Source organism: Mangrovactinospora gilvigrisea (assembly GCF_001879105.1).
Classification (GTDB): Bacteria; Actinomycetota; Actinomycetes; order Streptomycetales; family Streptomycetaceae; genus Mangrovactinospora; species Mangrovactinospora gilvigrisea.
Genome location: NZ_MLCF01000002.1, coordinates 38,204 through 56,247, shown reverse-complemented (window position 1 = coordinate 56,247; position 18,044 = coordinate 38,204). Strand labels below are relative to the sequence as shown.

The 18,044-nt window shown below is 72.4% G+C and carries 20 protein-coding genes and 2 pseudogenes; 12 read left to right on the top strand and 10 right to left on the bottom strand.

The features are described 5' to 3' along the window. Positions 1-42: 42 nt before the first annotated feature. A complete protein-coding gene (locus tag BIV57_RS00290; RefSeq protein ID WP_079169873.1) occupies positions 43-669 on the bottom strand; it encodes a hypothetical protein in 627 nt (208 codons plus the stop codon). A 162-nt stretch (positions 670-831) separates the two neighbouring features. Here BIV57_RS00290 and BIV57_RS00285 point away from each other — a divergent pair, with 162 nt between their 5' ends. Continuing rightward, positions 832-1,395: a DUF6262 family protein gene (locus BIV57_RS00285; RefSeq protein ID WP_175548609.1), complete on the top strand. Its 564-nt coding sequence runs from the start codon at positions 832-834 to the stop codon at positions 1,393-1,395. A 211-nt stretch (positions 1,396-1,606) separates the two neighbouring features. Then, on the top strand, positions 1,607-2,140 hold the full coding sequence (locus BIV57_RS00280; RefSeq protein ID WP_071654518.1) for a hypothetical protein: 534 nt from the start codon (positions 1,607-1,609) through the stop codon (positions 2,138-2,140). Positions 2,141-2,150: 10 nt separating this feature from the next. On the opposite strand, the gene fxlM (BIV57_RS00275) is transcribed toward BIV57_RS00280, so the two are convergent. Continuing rightward, entirely contained in the window at positions 2,151-3,440 is a 1,290-nt protein-coding gene (gene fxlM / locus BIV57_RS00275) for a methyltransferase, FxLD system (RefSeq protein ID WP_071654517.1), read from the bottom strand. A 57-nt stretch (positions 3,441-3,497) separates the two neighbouring features. Beyond that, positions 3,498-3,707, bottom strand: a pseudogene (locus BIV57_RS00270) (helicase associated domain-containing protein); the annotation flags it as partial. 98 nt (positions 3,708-3,805) lie between these two features. Between BIV57_RS00270 and BIV57_RS00265 the strand changes: the two are divergent. From BIV57_RS00265 to BIV57_RS26675, 3 genes and pseudogenes are all read left to right on the top strand, one after another. Then, complete coding sequence (locus BIV57_RS00265) at positions 3,806-4,048, top strand: hypothetical protein (RefSeq protein WP_071654516.1); 243 nt, start codon at positions 3,806-3,808, stop codon at positions 4,046-4,048. A 42-nt stretch (positions 4,049-4,090) separates the two neighbouring features. Further along, entirely contained in the window at positions 4,091-5,008 is a 918-nt protein-coding gene (locus tag BIV57_RS00260; RefSeq protein ID WP_079169871.1) for a phosphotransferase enzyme family protein, read from the top strand. A 166-nt stretch (positions 5,009-5,174) separates the two neighbouring features. Next, positions 5,175-5,297, top strand: a pseudogene (locus BIV57_RS26675) (ATP-binding cassette domain-containing protein); the annotation flags it as partial. 177 nt (positions 5,298-5,474) lie between these two features. Here BIV57_RS26675 and BIV57_RS00250 read toward each other — a convergent pair. Then, complete coding sequence (locus BIV57_RS00250) at positions 5,475-5,993, bottom strand: GNAT family N-acetyltransferase (protein ID WP_245797360.1); 519 nt, start codon at positions 5,991-5,993, stop codon at positions 5,475-5,477. Between the two features lie 162 nt (positions 5,994-6,155). Between BIV57_RS00250 and BIV57_RS24400 the strand changes: the two genes are divergently transcribed. From BIV57_RS24400 to BIV57_RS00240, 3 genes are all read left to right on the top strand, one after another. Continuing rightward, positions 6,156-6,401 (top strand): hypothetical protein, encoded by a 246-nt coding sequence (locus BIV57_RS24400; protein ID WP_139275329.1) that lies wholly within the window; start codon positions 6,156-6,158, stop codon positions 6,399-6,401. A 279-nt stretch (positions 6,402-6,680) separates the two neighbouring features. After that, a complete protein-coding gene (locus tag BIV57_RS00245; protein WP_071654513.1) occupies positions 6,681-7,199 on the top strand; it encodes an AAA family ATPase in 519 nt (172 codons plus the stop codon). 138 nt (positions 7,200-7,337) lie between these two features. Further along, complete coding sequence (locus BIV57_RS00240; protein ID WP_175548608.1) at positions 7,338-8,618, top strand: MFS transporter; 1,281 nt, start codon at positions 7,338-7,340, stop codon at positions 8,616-8,618. Positions 8,619-8,784: 166 nt separating this feature from the next. On the opposite strand, the gene fxlM (BIV57_RS00235) is transcribed toward BIV57_RS00240, so the two are convergent. Continuing rightward, a complete protein-coding gene (fxlM, locus tag BIV57_RS00235; RefSeq protein ID WP_071654512.1) occupies positions 8,785-10,023 on the bottom strand; it encodes a methyltransferase, FxLD system in 1,239 nt (412 codons plus the stop codon). Positions 10,024-10,269: 246 nt separating this feature from the next. After that, a complete protein-coding gene (locus BIV57_RS00230; protein ID WP_245797359.1) occupies positions 10,270-10,860 on the bottom strand; it encodes a hypothetical protein in 591 nt (196 codons plus the stop codon). A gap of 407 nt (positions 10,861-11,267) precedes the next feature. Between BIV57_RS00230 and BIV57_RS24750 the strand changes: the two genes are divergently transcribed. Then, complete coding sequence (locus BIV57_RS24750; protein ID WP_175548607.1) at positions 11,268-11,405, top strand: hypothetical protein; 138 nt, start codon at positions 11,268-11,270, stop codon at positions 11,403-11,405. Positions 11,406-11,525: 120 nt separating this feature from the next. On the opposite strand, the gene BIV57_RS26290 is transcribed toward BIV57_RS24750, so the two are convergent. After that, entirely contained in the window at positions 11,526-11,654 is a 129-nt protein-coding gene (locus BIV57_RS26290; RefSeq protein WP_265736973.1) for a hypothetical protein, read from the bottom strand. A 242-nt stretch (positions 11,655-11,896) separates the two neighbouring features. On the opposite strand from BIV57_RS26290, the gene BIV57_RS00225 reads away from it, so the two are divergent. Beyond that, entirely contained in the window at positions 11,897-12,433 is a 537-nt protein-coding gene (locus tag BIV57_RS00225) for a helix-turn-helix domain-containing protein (RefSeq protein ID WP_071654511.1), read from the top strand. 100 nt (positions 12,434-12,533) lie between these two features. Here BIV57_RS00225 and BIV57_RS00220 read toward each other — a convergent pair whose 3' ends face one another. Further along, a complete protein-coding gene (locus BIV57_RS00220) occupies positions 12,534-12,779 on the bottom strand; it encodes a hypothetical protein (protein ID WP_071654510.1) in 246 nt (81 codons plus the stop codon). A 346-nt stretch (positions 12,780-13,125) separates the two neighbouring features. Here BIV57_RS00220 and BIV57_RS00215 point away from each other — a divergent pair, with 346 nt between their 5' ends. Then, positions 13,126-14,226, top strand: a complete 1,101-nt coding sequence (locus BIV57_RS00215) for a hypothetical protein (protein ID WP_071654509.1) — start codon at positions 13,126-13,128, stop codon at positions 14,224-14,226. Next, positions 14,223-14,414, top strand: a complete 192-nt coding sequence (locus BIV57_RS00210) for a hypothetical protein (protein WP_071654508.1) — start codon at positions 14,223-14,225, stop codon at positions 14,412-14,414. Before BIV57_RS00215 ends, BIV57_RS00210 begins: the two co-directional genes overlap by 4 nt. 113 nt (positions 14,415-14,527) lie before the next feature. Here the strand turns inward: BIV57_RS00210 and BIV57_RS00205 are convergent, their stop codons facing one another. Next, the gene (locus tag BIV57_RS00205; RefSeq protein WP_071654507.1) at positions 14,528-14,851 is read right to left on the bottom strand and encodes a hypothetical protein; all 324 of its coding nucleotides are present in this window, start codon (positions 14,849-14,851) and stop codon (positions 14,528-14,530) included. Further along, positions 14,848-17,616 (bottom strand): DEAD/DEAH box helicase, encoded by a 2,769-nt coding sequence (locus BIV57_RS00200; RefSeq protein ID WP_071654506.1) that lies wholly within the window; start codon positions 17,614-17,616, stop codon positions 14,848-14,850. The genes BIV57_RS00205 and BIV57_RS00200 overlap by 4 nt, the downstream gene beginning before the upstream one ends. Positions 17,617-18,044 lie beyond the last annotated feature (428 nt).

The following is an 18,044-nucleotide window of genomic DNA, read 5'->3' as shown; positions in this document are numbered from 1 at the left end:
TTGGAGGGGGTGGCGCCTCAAGGAGGCGCCACCCCGCAGCCGCTAGCGCATGAAGCTGGGAATGACCGCGGCAGGCAACTGCCCGTCGACGACCGACAGCCTGGGCACGGACAACCCGAGGTGGGCGCCTATCGCCGTGAACGCCTCCCGGGTCCAGGCGCGGCGCTTGGGCCAGTTGTCCCTGGGATCATCCGAGAAGTCCGGGCGATCGCCGAAGACGGCCCCGCCGGCGCGCATCGCCGCATCCAACGCGGCGACCTTCCCGCTGGGATCGGGGCGGGGCGGCCGGTAACCGGCGCGAAGACTCTCGCCGAAGTCGGCGGCGTGCCAGGTCTCGCCGTTGCCGGGACAGTAGGACAGCGCGGGGCGGCCCGCGGGCAGGCCCCGGTGGAAGCAGACGAGCTCCTCACCCTCCCGGCCGGCCGCGGATGCGTCACGCGCGATACTCAGCCAGTACCAACTGGCCGCCCCGATGCCCTCGATGACGTAGGACCACTCGCCGTGCGTGCCGTACATGCACAGAGAGTCGTCATCCTCCACAGGCCAACGCTCCGACGCCTCCCGGTAAGGAAGCTCCTGGTCGATCAGCTGCCGGTCGGCCCCGAGTCGTTCCAAAAAATCCGCGACTTTGGTTCCACGGAACGCGGTGAGAGAGATATCTCCGGACATTCCCGGACCGTGAGGGCTCTTCTCAAACCAGCTGTCGCCAACCCACGCAATGTCGTCTGCCATATCGCAGTCTAACTGGGGCGCCCGGCACTGCGGGGGCCGGCCGGTGCTGCCCCTGACCGTGCGTCACCACCCCGACGACGCCGGCGAAGGCCCGGCGCGGTGAACCCCGCCGGCAACCCCGGCCCGCTGCGGGCCGCCCGCCGCCAGGCCAGTATCGAGGCCCGCCACCGCGCCCGCACCGCCCTGGCCGCCCTGGAGGGCGCCGGCGAGCGCATCACCTTCTCTGCGGTCGCCCGCAAAGCCGGCGTCTCCACCTGGCTGACCTACCGCCCCGGCATCCGCGAGTACATCGACGATGCCCGCCTGCGCCAACAGACCGCCCTGCGCCCCCACACCCGATCCGGCGGCCCCACCGCCGCCACCCTGCGCACCGACCTGGAACACGCCCGCACCACCATCACCGCTCTGCGCGCCGAACGCGACGAATTGCGCACCGCCCTGCGACATCAGCTCGGCCGCCAACTGGACGAGGCCAGCCGCCCCGACCTGACCGTCCGGGTCGACGACCTGACGGCCCGCAACCAGCAGCTCGCGGACCAACTGAAGCAGGCCACCGAGCACAACACCGCCCTCGAGGCGCGGGTTCGCGCTCTGGAGGAGGACCTGACCGCGGCCCGCACCAGCCTGCGCCGCATGATCCGCACCGAGAACCGGCTCCGCTGACGCCGCGCCCGCCGACCCGCAGCGGTCCGCATCACTCCCGCAGCCCGACACTGCCGTGGCCGTCCGCGACTCCTCCGCATGATCAATTCTCTTGCGTCCTGGCTGCCGGGCTGGTTGACTCGGCGCCGCTTTCAAGATCGCAAGTGGGCCCTCCGCGGCAGCCTCCCGAGCGGAGAGGCCGGCTGCGGGGATGAGCCGGACGGAGCACTGGATGTCCCTGATCTACGTCACGGGCCTGTCGGGGACCGGCAAGTCGGCGGTGCTCAAGGAGCTTCGGGCCCGCGGGTTTTGTGCACGGGGCGTGGACGAGGACGCCTTCGCCGACTGGATCAGCCGGGCCACGGGCGAGCGCGCCGAACTGGACCGCGACGATCCCGACCTGGACCGGCACGTCTGGTTCGCCGCGCACGACTGGGTGCTGAGCGTGGAGCGGATCACCGCTCTGCACGCCGAGGCGCAGCGCTTGGGCGAGCCGGTGTTCCTGTGCGGCGTCGCAGCCGGCGACGACAAGGTCTGGCACCTGTTCGCCAAGGTGGTGGCCCTGGTGGCCGACGCGCCGACCGTGACCGCGCGCCTTGCGGCGCGCGGCGAAGGATACGGCAGCTCCCCGGAGGAGCTGGCGGCGATCCTGGGCTGGCACACCACCTTCGAGGCGAACTACCGCCGCTTCGGCGCCACCATCGTCGACGCCGTGCAGCCGTTGGGCCGGGTGGTCGACCAGGTGATCGCGGAGGCGTCGTCGTAGCGCGGGGGTATCAGCTCTGGCGGGGGTCCTGCGGATCGGCCGGCTGCCATCCGATGGTGATGCGGCAGCTGGGCCGCTCGATGACCGTCCCCGCAGCCGGGATGTCCGCGGCCGCGCCTGCGGCCGCGGTGTCGGCTGGGCGGGGGTGGACCTGGATGTGCGGCATCGTCTGGGCGCGGGGGCCGGCCTGCCATGCGGCGATCACTTCGGCGACGTGTTCGGCCAGGGCGGCGCCGGTAGGTCCGTGGCCGCGGACCCCGAGCTCGAACGGATTCCCCGCCGCGTCGCCCATGCCGCGCCGGTTGGTCAGGTAGGCGAGGCTGGCCCGGTCGTGGACGGCGGGTGCGCCCCAGCCGTTGAGCGGCGCGAAGGTGCCGTCGGCGACCCGCTCAGGCGTCATGACGGCCTTGCAGAAGCCCGGCAGACGGTCCGTCAGCCACCAGAAAAGGTGATCGTAGCTGGGCCCGTCACCCACGACGGCGCCGGTGAAGGCGGTGTGCCCGGCGTGGTCCAGGACGTCGGCGAGCGCGTCCTCGTCGAGCGCTGCACGGTCCTCGGCGACCAGGCGGATCGCGCCGTGGCCGGCGGAGACGATGCGACGGGGGTGGGCGGTCGATCCTTCCATCGCGATGAACCCGCAGGTCTGGTAGGCGAGGGCGTGCAGCACTCCGTCGCCGGCGGGGGAGTGCTGGAGCGTCAGGGAGGTGGGCCAGGGCAGGTCGGCGGGGACGATCAGGCGCCCTTCGGGGGCCAGCTGCTCGCGCCAGGCGGCGGGGATGTCCCAGGCGCCGGCGGTGACCAGGATGGTGTCGTAGGGGGCGCCGGCGGGGTGGCCGAGGGCCCCGTCGCCGGTGATCACCTGGACGGTGTCGAAGCCCGCCGCCGGGAGGGCGGTGCGGGCGCGCTGCGCGGTGTCCGGGTCGTACTCGATGGTCGTCACCCGGCCGGTGGGGCCGACCAGGTGGGCCAGCAGGGCGGCGTTGTAGCCGGTGCCGGAGCCGATCTCCAGGATGTGCTGACCGGGGCGGGGATCCGCCTCTTCGAGTTGGCCGGCGACCACGGAGGGGGCGGAGGCGGAGCTTATCGACCTCCCGGCCGCGTCGGTCTTGGTCACGTACGGGCGGGTCGGCTGGTAGGCGTCGGCCAGTGGCGCCTCGGGGATGAAGACGTGCCGGGGGACGCTGCGCATCGCCTCTTCGACGCGGGTGGTGCGGATGGCCCGGTACTTGAGGAGGGTGTCGACCATGGCGGCCTGGTGCTGCGCGGCGGGCTGGGTCTGTTCGCTGGAGGTGGCAGGCATCCGGGCAGACTGCCACCCGCCTACGACAAAGATCCGATGACCGAGGAGGCGGCCGACTCAGCCGAGTTCGAGGCCGGCCTCGGCGAGCGCCGCGCACTGATCGTCGGTCAGCTTCGCCCGCCGCGTAGGGGACTTGATGTTGGAGATCCAGACCCCCAGCCGGACCTCGGCCGTGGTGCCGCCGGCCAGGACGATGCTCTCCACGTGCGGGCAGGAAACCTTGGTCCTCGCGGTGCGGGCGGTGTACTGGCGCAGCGCTGCCAGGCCCCGCGCAAAGGCGCTGAGGGTCTTCCCGCGGCCGCCTCCGCCCTCGGTTACATAGCCAGGCCGATACCGCGGGCTTCTCGTGGTGCGTCCTGCTGCTGATGGTCAGCGGTGTGGTGATGGTCGTCCTGGCCAGATCCGGGGGCCGGCAGAGCAGGGGCTGGCGGGTCGTCAACGCCCTCTTCGGGCTGGCGTTCGCGGGGTACGGCGTCTATCTGGCCTTCGTCTTCCAGGGCGGCACCTACTTCATCTTTGTCAAGGCCTTCATCCTGCCGCTGCTGCTGGTCGTGAACTTCTTCCGCTCCCTGGCCGCCCGCCGCCGCGGCGTCGGCCAGCCGGGCTGACCCGCTCCCACACGGCGCCGGGCTCTGTTAGGGTCCGGCGCCATGTCGTTTCCGGTTCCGGTGCAGGACTTGTTGGAGTGCCACTGGCGGCTCCGCGATCCCCAGGTCGTCCCGCTGCGAGGTGGCATGAACTCGGTTGCCTGGGAGGTGCGGTGCGGCGGCGGGCATTGGGCTGTCAAGGCGGTGCCGGACGGCGCCGAGGCGGAGCGCTTCCGCCGCGGGCTTCGGTTCGCCCTGGATGTCGAGGAGTCCGGCGCCGCTGTCGCCTGCGGTGCGCCGGTGGCCGCGGCCGACGGCCGACGCGTCGTCTCCGCCGCCGGCCATGAGGTGGCGCTGCTGCGCTGGGTGCCCGGGCGGGAGCCGGACCACCGGAGCGACGCCGACCTCAAGGCGGCGGGCGCGACGCTGGGCCGCGTCCACCGCGCGCTGGGCACCGAGGCGGTGACGCCGCGTCAGGCGCGGCTGCACCTCCTCGGGCTGCTGCCCGCGGGCGCGGACCCCGCGGTGCTCGGCCTGCGCCCGTGGATCCGTCCCGCGCTCCGGCGGGTCGCCGACGACCTGGAGGCGATGCGGGCGGAGACGCTAACCTGGGGCCCGGTCCATGTCGACCCGGCGCCCGAGCACTTCCGCCTGGACGACGCCGCCGGTGCCTGCGGTCTCCTGGACTGGGGCTCGGCCGACCTCGGCCCGCGCGTCTTCGACCTCGCCACCGTGGTGATGGACGTGGGCGCCCCGCAGGGCGAGGCGGCCCCGCTTGTCGACGCCTACCTTGCCGAGGGCGCACTCTCCCGCGCCGAGGCGGAGCGCGCGCTGGAGGTGTTCCTGGACTTCCGGTACGCGGTGAACATGCTCTACTTCGCCGACCGGATCCTGCGAGGCGACGCCACCGGCCTGGACGATCCCGCCGGGAACGAGGAACGACTGGAGTTCGCCCGCCGCCGACTCCAGCGACCGGGCTGAGCGGGCGTCAGGTGTCCTCCTCCGAGGCGCCCCGGCTCCGGCGGGTTCAGGGTGGCCAAAAGCACCGTCAGGAGCGCGACCAGGCTCGCGGCTCTCGGGTTGGCGAACGCCTGGGGTGACGAAGCGAGCCCTGGAGGCGACGCATACCGCCGACTTCGTCCGCGCCATGCCCGACGGCCTGGATCCCCAGGTGGGGGAGCAGTGGGGCGGGGTGGGCATCTCCGGCGGGCAGTGGCAGCGCCTGGCGCTGGCCCGGATCCATCTGCGGCGGGCGCCGATCTGGATCCTGGACGAGCCCACCCCGGCGATCGACGCCGAGGCCGAGCAGGAGGTGTTCGCCGCACTGGGCCGCACCCGCACCCTGCGCCTCATGATCGTGGTCTCGCACCGGGCCTGGACGCTGTGGGCGATGGACCGCATCCACGTGATCGACGGCGGCCGGGCCTTCGCCCTACCGGTGCCTTGCTCAGTCCGACGCAGGGCGCCACTCGTCCTCGAGGATGCTGAACAGCTCCGAGTCGCGCCATCCGTCGCGGATCCTCAAGGTCTGGCGCATCCGCCCCTCGTAGGTCATACCGGCCTTGGCCAGGACGCGGGCGGAGCCGACATTGCGCGGGTCGCAGGTGCCCATGATCCGGTGCAGTCCCAACTGGTTGAACCCGATCTCCAGCAGCTGCTGCGCAACAGCGGTGCCGATCCCCTTGCCCCACACCCGCGGGTGGAGGCCGTAGGAGAGCTCCCCATGGCGGTGAGCCGCATTGCGGATGTTCAGCTCGGCGGTCCCCGCGGCTTGGCCGTCGACACTGACCAGATACGCGTAGCGGATCTGGGGCGCGGCCGTCCAGGCGGCGGCGGCTTCCGCGACGAAGGCCCGGGACTCGTCCTCGGTGTCGGGACCCCAGGGCTGAAAGCGGCAGTAGTCCAGAAGCCGGCCCCAGGTGTGCACCACCGGCCAATCGTCCGCCTCGAGCTGCCGAAGGGTCACCGACACTGCCGCCTCAGACTGATCACTAGTCACACGGGGAGTTTCACGGCCCGCTTCTGCCTGGTCAACCGAGAATCAACGGCGAGACCAACGCCTTCGACCCCCGCCAACACCTCTGCTGATTGACCGTCAGGCCTCCATGCGTCGGAAGGTTGCCAGCGGATGATCCAGAAGCCCAATGTCGTCGCGCTGACACCCGTCTCATCTCGTCGTCGCGCGAGCATGTACGGCGGATACGAAGATCGGCGGCGTTGGGGGGTTACCTTGCGTCTCCGGATGATCGATGATCGGGTCCATGGTGCAGCCATCGTCCTCGGACGACGATCCGACCTGAAGGCCCTGGCCCGGTACGGGCGTCGACGCGGCGCAGGTGCGCCGCCGACGCCTGTGCCGCGTGACCCCGGCTGAACCGATCCCCGCGCCGGCGGCCTGCGCGCCGCGTGGTGCGGGGCGGTCGGTGCTGCCGCGCCTGTAGGGCGAAACCGTCGCGTTGAGCCTGTTCGCATGCCGACCGCGTGCCGTGGACGGGCTCTGTCGGCACGCCGCTTCGGCGGCCTGCCGCTTCGCCGTGAAGCGGCTGGCTGCGGGTGCTTGTTTTTCGCCGGGTCACGTCATGAACCCCTCGCCTGTCGGCGGGCGCACGCGGTGCGCCCGCCGGCGCCTTCGTCGTGGATCAGAGAGGCAGTCATGCACACCTTCGTCCTGCGCGGACCGGCCGGAGCGGGCAAAACCACCCTGGGAGAGGCGCTGCGCGCCGAGCTCGGCTATCCCTGCGCGCACATCGACACCGACATGTTCAACTGGCAGACCGTGCCGGGCGAGTACAACAAGCGCGTCGTGTTCGACGCGATGCGCAGCCTCGCGGAGGTCTACCTCCGCAACGGCTACCACGTCGTGGTCAGCGGGCTGATCCTGTCCAGCGAGGACCACGGCGGCGTGGAGCTGCTCGCCGCCGCCTCCCGCTTCTACGGCCACACCTTCCACGACTTCTACTGCGGCATCGACCTGGGCACCGCGCTGGAGCGTGCCGGCGCCCGCGACCGCGAGGTTCCCGCCGAGAACATCGAGGCGTGGTGGTCGATGGCCGCCGACGACCTCGCCCGGATCCCGTGGAACGTCCACCGGCTCGACATGACCCGCAGCGTGAAGGCCCTGGTGGGCGAGGTCCTTGCGCACGCCCGCGGCCAGGGGTCCGCCGCGCGGTAGCGCGGCGCGGACCGGCCGCCGCTTCCCCTCTCCCCGCGTGCCGCATGGCGGCAGGGCCCCGTACCCGGGGGCCCTGCCGCCATGCGCGCACGGCCCGATCCCTCTTTTCCCTGTCTGCGAAAGGAGCGCCGACCCCTAATGTCAGCCAAGGCCTCCACGATGGTCTGCCGCCCAGGGTTTGCCGCCCTGCTGTGCGGCTCGACGATCTCCAAGTTCGGCAGCACCTTCACCGCCATCGCCCTGCCCGTCCTGTCGCTCACCGCGCTCCACGCATCCGCCTTCCAGGTCTCCCTGCTGACCGCAGCCGCATGGCTGCCCTGGCTGGTGATCGGCCTGCCCGCCGGAACACTGGTCGACCGGTCCCAGCCCAGGACGCTGATCCTGGCCTGCAGCGCCGCGGCCATGCTGGCGGTGGCTGCCGTTCCGGCCGCGTCCGCGACCGGCCGGCTGACGATGCCTTTGATCGTGTCCGTCGCCCTGGTCGCCGGGGCGTGCAGCGTGGTGTCGGAGACCTCCTACCAGGTGCTGCTGCCCCGCCTGGCCCAACCGGAGGCGCTGGCCGCGGCCAACAGCCGCATGCAGGCGGGGAACGCGGTGGTCAGCGTGGCCGGCCCGAGCGCCGGGGGAGCGCTCGTGCAGGCGGTCGGAGCCGCAGCGACCGTGGTCTTCGACGCCCTGTCCTACCTCATCGCCTTCGGCCTGGCCGCCCGGCTGCCCACGCTCGACCGGAGCCCGGCCGGGGCGGGAGCTGTCACCCCCCAATCCTTCCGCCGCTCCGTCGCGGACGGCGTCCGGATGATCGCCCGCGACCGGTACCTGCGCTCGCTGACCGCAGTAAGCGCGGTCATCAACGTCGGGCTCACCGCCTACCAGGCGATCCTGATCCCCTACCTGGTCCGCAGCGCGGGCATCGCCCCCGGGGTGATCGGAGGGGCGATGGGGATGATGAGCGCCGGCGGCCTGGCCGGAGCGCTGCTGGCCGGGCGGCTGGCACGCCGGTTCGGCTCCGCGCGGGCCCTGCTGGTCACGCAGGCGCTCGCGACGGCCCCCGCGCTCCTGATCCCGCTGACCACCTCCGCCTCGACGCTGCCGTTCGCCGTCGCCGGGGGAGCGCTGGCGGCCACCGGCCTGGCGAGCAGCAGCGTCATCAAGTCGACCTTCCGCCAGCAGTACTGCCCGCCGGAGCTGTTGGGCCGCGTCACGGTCAGCATGCAGTTCTTCACCTACGGCGCCACACCGCTCGGCGCGCTTGCGGGCGGTGCACTGGCCTCGGTGATCGGCCTGCGCTCCGCGGTGGCACTCGGCGCGATCTGGGTGACCGTCTCGTGGGCGCTGTTGTTGGCCGGCCCGTTCAACCGGCGCCGTGACCTGCCCAGCTCACCCGCGGCCGGCGAGCCGCCCGGTTCGGGCCCCGGGTAGGCACCGGGTGGGCCCTGGGCGGGCGGCTGCCGACCGGAGCCACGCCAGGGCACGAGCACCGGGCAGCGGGAATGCGCGGCCCGCCTCTTCTGTGGTCGTTGGCATGGCGGCGGGTAGGGGTTCGCGCTGTCGGGTGCGGGGGCCCGTCCCAGCTCCTTCGCTCACCTCAGCGGCCGCGGAGTGCCGCAGGCCAGGTGATGGCGAGTTGGGTGTGGCGTTTGGTGATGATCCGCCGGTCGGGTTGCGGGGTGATCCGGGCGGTGGCGGGGTGGGCGGTGTAGACCGGCCCGGGGCCGCCGCGCTGCTGCTGGTCCCAGCTCCGGACGTGCTCGGCGATCTCGCGGGCCAGGGCGGCGCCGTGCGGTCCCAGGGCGTGGGCGCCGAGCTCCACCCGCGGGCCGGCACCATTCGGCCGGCGCCGCCAGGTGAGGTAGCCGAAGGCGCCGCCGGACACGGCGGCCAGGCTGAAGGCGGGGCTGGCCGCGTCGACGAGGCCGGCATCGCGGGCCTGGTCGACGGCCATGGTGCAAAAGCCGTCCAACTGGGTGGCCAGCCACATCTGCAGCGCATCGAACGGCTCCTGCACACCCAGGCTCACCCCGGTCCACACCTCGGACCGGGACCCTGCCGCGGCGGCGCGAAGGGCGGCGGGGTCGGCGTCGGTCGCGTCGTCGAAGGCGAGGCTGACCCCGGGGGCGCCAGGGACCGGCAGGAGGCGGGTGGGGTGTGCGTCGCGGCCTTGCATCGGCACGAACCCGCACAGGTGCGCGGAGCGGCTCTCCAGGTGCCCGTCGCGGCGGGTGAAGGCGATCGAGCGGGTCAGGCCGCGCAGGCGCAGCGGCAGCACCAGGCGCCCGCCCTCGGCCAGTTGCTCGTGCCAGGCCGAGGGAATGTCCCAGGCTCCGGCCGTCACCACGATGGCGTCGAAGGGGGCGTGGTCGGGCAGGCCGCGGAAGGCGTCGCCGGTCGCCACGCGCACCGCCGGGTAGCCGTGCCGGGTCAGCAGCTGCTTCGCCCGGTCGGTGACGTGCGGGTCGATGTCGAGGGTGGTGACCTGGCCGCCGGCGCCGACCAGCTCCGCGATCAGCGCGGCGTTGTAGCCGCCGGATCCGATCTCCAGGACCCGCATTCCGGGTGCCAGGTCGGCCTGTTGGAGCATGAGCGCCTGGACCTGCGGCGCGGAGACCGAGCTGGTCGGGGTGCCGGCGGCGTCGAGTTTGGTGACCACGGCGTCGAAGGGGCGGTAGGCCCTCTCCGGGTCGGCCTCCGGCACAAAGGCGTGCCGGGGAACGGCGCGCATCGCGGCCTCCACCGCCGGCGAGGTGAGGTCCCCGGCGGCCTTCAACTCGCAGATCATTTTCTCGCGCAGGTCCGCCGCGTCCGCGGTCGTGGTCGACTCGGCCATCGAGGCTCCTTGGGATCGGGAAAGGACCCAGTATTCGGGCCGCCACCGACAACCCGGGAGGCTCTTGGTGGCTCGTGGCTCGTGGCTCGCGGCGAGGCCCGCCGCGGCAATGGGCGCGGCCGCCGGGTTGCGCCGCGCCGCACGTTGGAGCCTCAACGCGCCGGACTCCGCGGGCGGCCCGGACATCGGCCCCAGATACCCCCGCATGCGACCGGAGGGGCGCGCGGGGGCTGACCGGGAGTGCGGCTAGACCGCGCGCCACATGTCGCGGAAGGCCTCGCGGTCGGCCGGGCCGCGATCGGCCCGGCGGTCGGCGTACAGCACCCGCCAGGCCGTCGCCTCCACATCGCGCAGCCACAGCTCGCCCAGCTGCCCGGGCGGGTCGCCGCGGAAGTCGGCCTCCGCGAGCAGGCCCTCGCCGATCACCTCGGCGGCAGCCTTGCGCTGCGCCTGGTCCATCTCCTGCAGCGCCCCCAGCCACTGGCCGGCCAGCCCCGCCTCGCCGCGCAGCGCGTACAGCAGCAGGCCCTTGAGGTTGGCCGGCAGCAGCATCGCGGTGCCGGAGGCATGGAACAGCCGGAACCAGAACTCCTCCCGGTCGCCGCTCTCCTGGCCGTCGGCCTCGGGGGCCGGAAGGCCGGCCATCAGGTCCAGCAGGTGGCCCTGGTCGGCGTAGCGGGCGTTGAGGGCCGCTGACAGGGCGGCCACCTGGGCGATCTGTTCGACGGTCAGCTTCTCGGCCGGGTAGTCGACCGGGAGGTTCAGCTGGTGCCTCAGGTAGTACGCGAGCGCGTCCCGGTCGTGCGGGAGGTAGTCGGGCAGCACCATCATCGGCATCCTCGCCTTCTCGGGCGGGGCCCGTCCCCGCCCGTGCGCCGATCGTTCCAACTGCCGGAGGCCGGGCATCGCCGATCAGAGCTGATTGGCCGATGCGCGACGGACGAGGGCGCGTTCCCCGCCATGAGAGACACCCCGACAGCTTGCCCGCCGCACGGACGCTGCGGTTCGACTTGGACCAGGGCCGCGGCCACCCTGAGGGCACGGACCGGCGTGCACGGGGACACCGCCTGCCGCGCGGTTACCGCCGTGCCCACCCGCGCGATGGCCGATCTCCTGCTGCAGCGAGCGGAGCTGACGGACCGGCAGGCGGCGGGCCTGGGGATGGCCCCTTTCGGGCCGCTCGGTCGGCTCTGAAGGCCGCGGAGCCGCTCGCACGGGCCGGGCGCGGGCCTGAACTGCGGGCCGTGGTGCTGGCGCTGGCCGACGCCGCCGTCGGGCCCGTCGCGGCGCGCCCGGCCATAGCCGCGGCCGCGGCCGTACGCCTGGAGGCGGTGGCGTCCGCCCGGATGCTGGAGTGGCGCGCGGGCGACGGCTGGCACTGATCGAGCTCGCGCAGCCCCAAATCCACCTGCCGCGCGCTCCGGTCCGGCGGCTGCCGGCGGGGCTGCGGCCGGACCCGGAGGCGCTGGCGCGGGCCGTCGCCGCGACCGGCTGCGCTCTCGTCAGTGTGAGTGGACCCACCAGATGATGCCGGTGACCGCGGCGCTGCCCACGGTGCTCGCGGCGCCCTTGAGCGCGGCGCCCTCCATCTCGCGCAGGCGTCGGCGGATCCAGTCCGGAAAGTGACGCATCCTCATCTCCCATGTCCATCAGCGGGGTGGTGTCGCAACGGCTGTTGCACCACCAATGTGCAAGCGCCACGTCGGCCCCACCAGACCCCTGAACAATCCGCCAAGTTGGGCGGAGGCACTGGTTCTGACCTGGGACGACACCGGCCGGTGGGAGGACAATGCCAGAGCGGCTCCGGACGGATACGGACGGCCGCGGACACTGGGCCGAGGGGGCGCGAATGGGCAGGCGCGGCGAACTGAGGATGCCCAATCTCCCGCAGGGACCGCACCGCCGGTTCAACCGGGCGCTCCACCAGCTCCACCTGGCGGCAGGCCGTCCCAGCCTGTCCGCCATCTCCCAGGTCTGCGTCTACCAGCGGTCCGCGATCAGCACTGCGATGAGCAGCACAGTGATCCCCAGCTGGACGGTCGTCGACGCTCTGGTCACCGCGCTTGTCGAGCTGGCCCCCATCGCCCTGGACCGCGACGAGCACATCAAGGATCTGCACCAGCTGTGGATGGCGGCCGCCTCGCACCAGCACGGCGACCTCCAGGACGAGGACCCCCAGGACGACGACCTCGACGCGTCCGCAACAAGCCCGCTGGGGCGCGCGATGGCCCACGCCGACCCCCTCCTGACCGTCAAGCAGGTGGCCGCGCGTCTCGGCGTCGAGACGGCCCGCGTGAAGTGGATGCTGCTGCGGCACGAGCTGCCCTACTACCAGGTCAGCAAAAGGATCAAGAAGGTTGCCGAGTCCGCCGTGGACGACTACCTCCGCCGCCGCGATCTCGGCGCGTAGCGGGATCTTCTGACGGACACTCCGAGTGCCCGCCGCGACCGCCGCGCACTGCCCACCCGGCGCTGGGCATGACGGCCCACCACGTCCCCCGAGCCGACGTTCAAGCGCGGATCCGCCGGGAGAACGGAACCAGGGCGTCGCCGAGCAGCTCCTCAACGCCGCGCGCACCGGCGTGCCGCTGTGTCGACGGCCGCAGCCGCTTCCCGATGGCGCTGTCTTCGGCACCGACCAGACCACCGCACTGCGGAAGCCGGCCGACGGTGTCGAGGGGGGCTGGTTGCGTCGGCCCCGGGCTCGCCGCCGCATCCCGCAAGGGCGCCGACGGCATCGCGTCGATCGGCGCCACCGCGCGCCGCGAGGACGGGGATCCGCAGGTGATGGAGCAGCAGGTGCGCCGGGTCGCAGGCGGCTGGGACGGGGCCCGGGTCTTGGGGGCATCCGCTTGCGCGGCTGGGTGCTCGCCAGCGCGACGTTCTCCGGCCCACCGGCTGCACTCGCGGCTCTTCCGGTAGCTCCGTCGTCTCCGCCGGGTTCCAACTGGCCGGTGCGGTAGCGTCGTTACCGGGACGACCAGGACGCCGCTTCCGCACCGCACGCCACTAACTGTGACACAAGTCACAGGATGCGGATTGTCGGAAACTGGTCCTCCCAAGCCCGAAGGGCAGGAAGCACCCTTCGAGTTAGGAGACACCATGTCCGACACCATCAGCCGGACGCACACCCCGAGGACCTCTTCCGCGACCGGATCCCCGGTGATGCTGCATCACCAGGCCGCGCGGATCGTCGGCCCCAAGTTCTTCAGCACCGCCTTCGTCGCTCCCAACATCCACGCCGGGCTGATGGAAGCATCTGGCCTGCAGGAGACGCTCGCGCGCACCCTCCGCCCCTTCATCCAGTTCCAGGTGGAGCAGCGCAGGATGCTCGACGAGGTGTCGCGGATCGCCGAAGGACCCATCCGCGACATGATGAACTCCGGGATCGGCCGCCAGATGGAAGACATCTCCCGGACGTTCACCTCCCTGGCGCCGCTCGCCCGCTACCAGAGCGACCTGATGCGGATCCCCCGGCACCTGCAGGTCCGCAACCCGCTCGCCGAGTCCGTGCGGAAGTTCTCGCCCCTGCTGCTGCCGTCCAGGGCCTTCGTGCGGACCGTCCGACAGGCCGTTGACGTGGTCTTCGGGCCGGTTGCGGACATCGTGGCGAAGATGTTCTCCGGCGGGCTGCGGTTCGGGTGCCGCTGCTACCGCATCGCGTGTATCGCCTACCGCGCGCTGAACGATGACCCGGTGGCCGTCGAATGGTTGATCGCGGAGGTTCTGAATATCCGCGAGCCCAGCAGGGACGACGTGAGTGCGGTGGCGTTGGCTCTGATGGAGTTGATGCTCGCAGACTCGGCCGTCAACCCCTTCGATCCGGACGCCGTCCGGGCTGCGCTGCGCCGCCACATGACGACCGCGAGCGGGCACTTCCCGCTGCACGAGCGGCGCGCCGGAGGCCTTCGCACGCTCTCGCTGGACGGCCCCGGCTTCCGGATAGTGGCCGGCGCGGAGCGGACCGACGAGCTCGGCCTGCCGTGGACCGAGCGGTTCGACGACGACCGGATCCGGCTCGCCCTGGAGTGCCTGGAGCCCGACGAGTTCGAGATCGCCCGGAACTGGGCGGAGACCGGGGAGCGCTGGGTGAACCTGGAGCGGACCGGGGCCTGGGCGCCCGGGCGGGTGGAGCGCACCCGCCGCAAGCTGCCGCGGATCGGCGCCGACCTGCTGCGCAAGATCACCGAGGGGCAGGCGTGAGCTCCGCGGGCGGCCCGGGGCCGCTGCTGAGCGTGCGGGCCGCGGTGGTGCTGCTGTTCGCGGCGCTCGTCGGCGTGACAGCCGGCGGGCTGACCTGGTGGACCTCCCGATCGTCGGCGGCGGCCCTGCTGGCCGCCGGAGGCGCGGCGGGCGCCACCATCGCCCTGTCCGACAAGGTGATCGGCTGACGCCGGCATGACGACGCCGTCCGCTGCGCTAGACGCGGCGGACGGCGCTCATTCCGAGGCTCCGGGGCCGGCCTGATGCCCGGTCACGGGACGGCCGCCGGACCAGCCGGTGATCAGCGGGTGGGCGAGCCGCTCGGCGTACCCCCAAGGTGCGCGCCCGCGGCACGGATTGCCGCGTCCCACCCGTCCTCGTAGCCCGGGACACGGCGGCACTCGGGGCCGGGGCCGATCTCCTGGACAGTGCAGATGGCGTCGGTGACGGCGCCGGCCGCCACAGCGTTGACTAGCGCGGTGGCGTCGCGCTCGGTGACGCCCGCGCCGGCCAGGATCCGGTGCAGGGTCAGTTGGGCGTTGCCGCCGGTGATGCCGTGCTGCCCGGTACCGGCGGCGATGTACGCGTCGGCGCGGTGATCCTGTCCAGTGCCTGCCTCGATCATGACGGCACCTCCATGCCGGCCTCGGCGAGTGCGGCGCGCTGATCGTCGGTCAGCTTCGCCCGCCGCGCGGGGGACTTCACGTTGGAGGCCCATACCCCTAGCCGGATGGCGACGGGTTCGGCGCCGTCGTCGAGGACGACGTGTTCTTCATGGTGGCGAGGAATCTTCGCGTTCCCGGTTCGGGCGGTGTACTGGCGCAGTGCGGCCAGTCCCCGCTCGAAGGCGCTGAGGGCCTTCGAGCGGCCGCCTCCGCCGTCGGTGGGCTCGGGTTCCTTCGGGGTGATGCCGAGGCTGCGGAGCAGCTGCTGCTGGCAGTCCGTCAGTGTGTCCCAGACGTCGGGGCGCCTCTGGCGGGCGATCCAGGTGCCGATGTCGTCGCCGAAGATGGTCACCCCCGGCAGCAGCACCTCCAGCTTCTCGCCGTCGTCGATCAACTGCTTGACGTAGACGTAAGCGCGCTGCCAGTCCGCCGGCCAGCCCGGGTTCCAGTCCTTGTCGATCTTCCTCAGGGCCTTGGCCCGGTCCGGGTAGCCGTCCAGGGCCCCGGGGCGCCTCAGGTTGGACAGAAAGTGCCCGACCTTGACGCCGTCGACCTCGGCGTCCCTGGGGGCCGCGAGCGTCCCGTGGATGTCGTGGTAGGCGCGGGCGGCGGCCAGGCTGCGGTGGAAGCGGGTGTCCGCGACGGACCAGACCATGCCGAGCTCGTCGAGCAGTTCGGCCCGCCAGGCCTTGAGGGCGCCGAGTTTGAAGGCGCGGCGCTGCTCGCTCACCCACGCCCCCAGCGGATAGGTGTCGGTGACGGTCTCGTCGACGTCGGCTTCGTCGCGGGCGGTCGCCCCCAGCGGGACGACGGCGTCCAGCGGCACCTTGGCATCCCCGTGGTCGGCGACCCAGTGGCGCAGCGCGTTGTAGCCGGCGAGCCAGACTTCGGAGTCGGGGAACAGGACGCGGGTGCGCAGGAAGGAGGCGATGACGTCGGGGTTGCGGGGCAGCGAGAAGCGCAGCAGCGGCACCGACGGCCTGCGCACCCGCACCGCTTCCGCGCCGGCGGCACCGGCGCTCGAGGCGCTGCCCGACCCGGCGTCGGCCGACGGCGGCTTGTCCGCGTCGGCCTCCGCCCCGATGTCCTGCGCGGCCTGGCCCGGGACGGCGGTGTCCGACTCGTCCGCGGCGTCGGCCTCTTCGTCGTCGGGGCGGTTCGGATCGAGCGCAAGGACGCTGGTGGCCTGGCCGGCGGCGCCGCGGGCGGCGAGCACCATGGATTCGATCGCCCGTTCGTCATGCGCTCGTAGGCCTTGGAGGAGGGCTACAACGGGCCTGTAGGAGGGGGAGGCCATCATGTCCTCCGGGTCCTCGCCGGGCTTGAGGAAGACGGGGATGATCAGGCGGGCGACCTTGCCCTGGCCGGGGTCCTGGCGCAGGCCGCGGCCGATGATCTGGACGATCTCGACCGGCGAGCAGCGCGGGTCGGCGAATACCACCCCGTCCACGCCGCGTGTGCCGCGGATGTCGACGCCCTCGCCGAGGACCCGGCAGGAGGCAAGCACCCCGAAGTCGACGACCCAGCCGTCTTCGTCCAGGCCGTCGGCGAAGCGGGCCAGGATCTCCCGCCGCTCGGCGGCGGGGTGTTCGCCGCACAGCCAGTCGGCGCCGACCCGCCTGGGGTAGGTGTGCGGGTCGGTTGCGTGCAGCTCGGCCGCCGTCTCCGGCAGGGCCCGGGCGAAGGCGAGGGCATCGAGGGTGCGGGTGTGAAAGGTCATCAGGGACCGTGCGCCGACCGCGTCCGCGTGCTTGAGGAGGGCGGCCTGCAGCGCGGCGAGGCGCCGGCCGCGCACCAACTCGGGATCCGCGTCCGGCCCGGGGGCCTGCGGGTCGCGGATCTCCAGGACGTCGATCTCGAAGCCGGCAAGGATGCCCCGCTCGCACGCCTCCATGAGGCCGAGTTCGTGCAGCACCGGGCCGTACACCGCAACATCGTCCATCGACGCGACCAGCCCCGCCGGCGCCCCCGAACTCAGGGCCGAACCCCCGTCTGGCGCGGTGGACTTGGGTGCCACTGCTGCCCCGCGCCCACTGGGCCCGCCGCGGCGCCGGCCTTCCTCCCGCTTCTGTGCCTGCTCGGCGACGTTGGGGGCGGCCTTCCACAGCCGCGGGGTGGCGGTCATGTACAGCCGCCGCTTGGCGGGGATCCGCTGCTGGTCGTGGACGGCGGCCCAGGCCTTGGCGGCGTCGCCGGAGGAGCGGTGCGCCTCGTCGATGATCAACAGGTCGAGCGGGGGCATGGTTTGGCCCCAGGTGCCGCGCAGCGCCTGCTCCAGCACGCCGGGCTGCTCCTCGCCGCCTTCGGGCTCGGGTTGGGGGACGAGGCTGGCGTAGGTGGCGATCACGATCATCGGGCCGCCGACGGCGGTCCACAGGGCGAGGCGGGTGGGGTGGGTGGTGCAGCGCACGTCCAGCTGCTCCAGGTAGGGGTCGTCGCCCAGCGAGCAGACGGCGACCATCGGCGCGGTGTGCCCGGCGAGCCTCCACTGGGTCACGGTCTGGGCGATCAGGTCCAGGGTGGGGACGATGATGGCGACCATGCCGTGGGGGACCAGACGCGTCGCGGCGACGGCGGCGGTGATGGTCTTGCCGGTGCCGGTCGCCGAGACCAACTGCCCCCGCAGCCCGCCGTCGGGGACGCGGCCGCCGGCGGGGAGTTCCAGGCCGCGCACGATCGCGTCGACGGCCGCGGGTTGGTGCGGCTGCAGGCGCAGGCCGGTCATGAAGTTTCTCCCGGTGGTGCTGGGTGTCGGCGGCGATCGGGTCGAAGCCTTCATTATCGACGGTCGGAGCGCTGGCGCGGGCCGATGTGTCGGTTCGGTGAAATGGTGCGATCGGTCGCCCGAAGTCCACGACGCGGCCGCTGCGGAAGTGAGAACGCATGAATGCAAACCCTGCCTCCAGCATTTTGACCCGCCTGCTGACGGGGCGGTGCGGAGATTTCTTGGTTAGTTCAGGCGACCCCTAGCTACTCCGGCAACGCACGGTGCACATCGGTCCGTCTAATCTGTCTCGGCAACATCAGCACCAATATTGAAGTGATTTCGCGCAAGCGATCCTGAGTACCGGACCGTCTCTACCTGGAGCGACGTGCATATGTGCTGAACATGTCGGACATGCACGCAGGTTCTTCGGAATCTCTTCTGGGTAG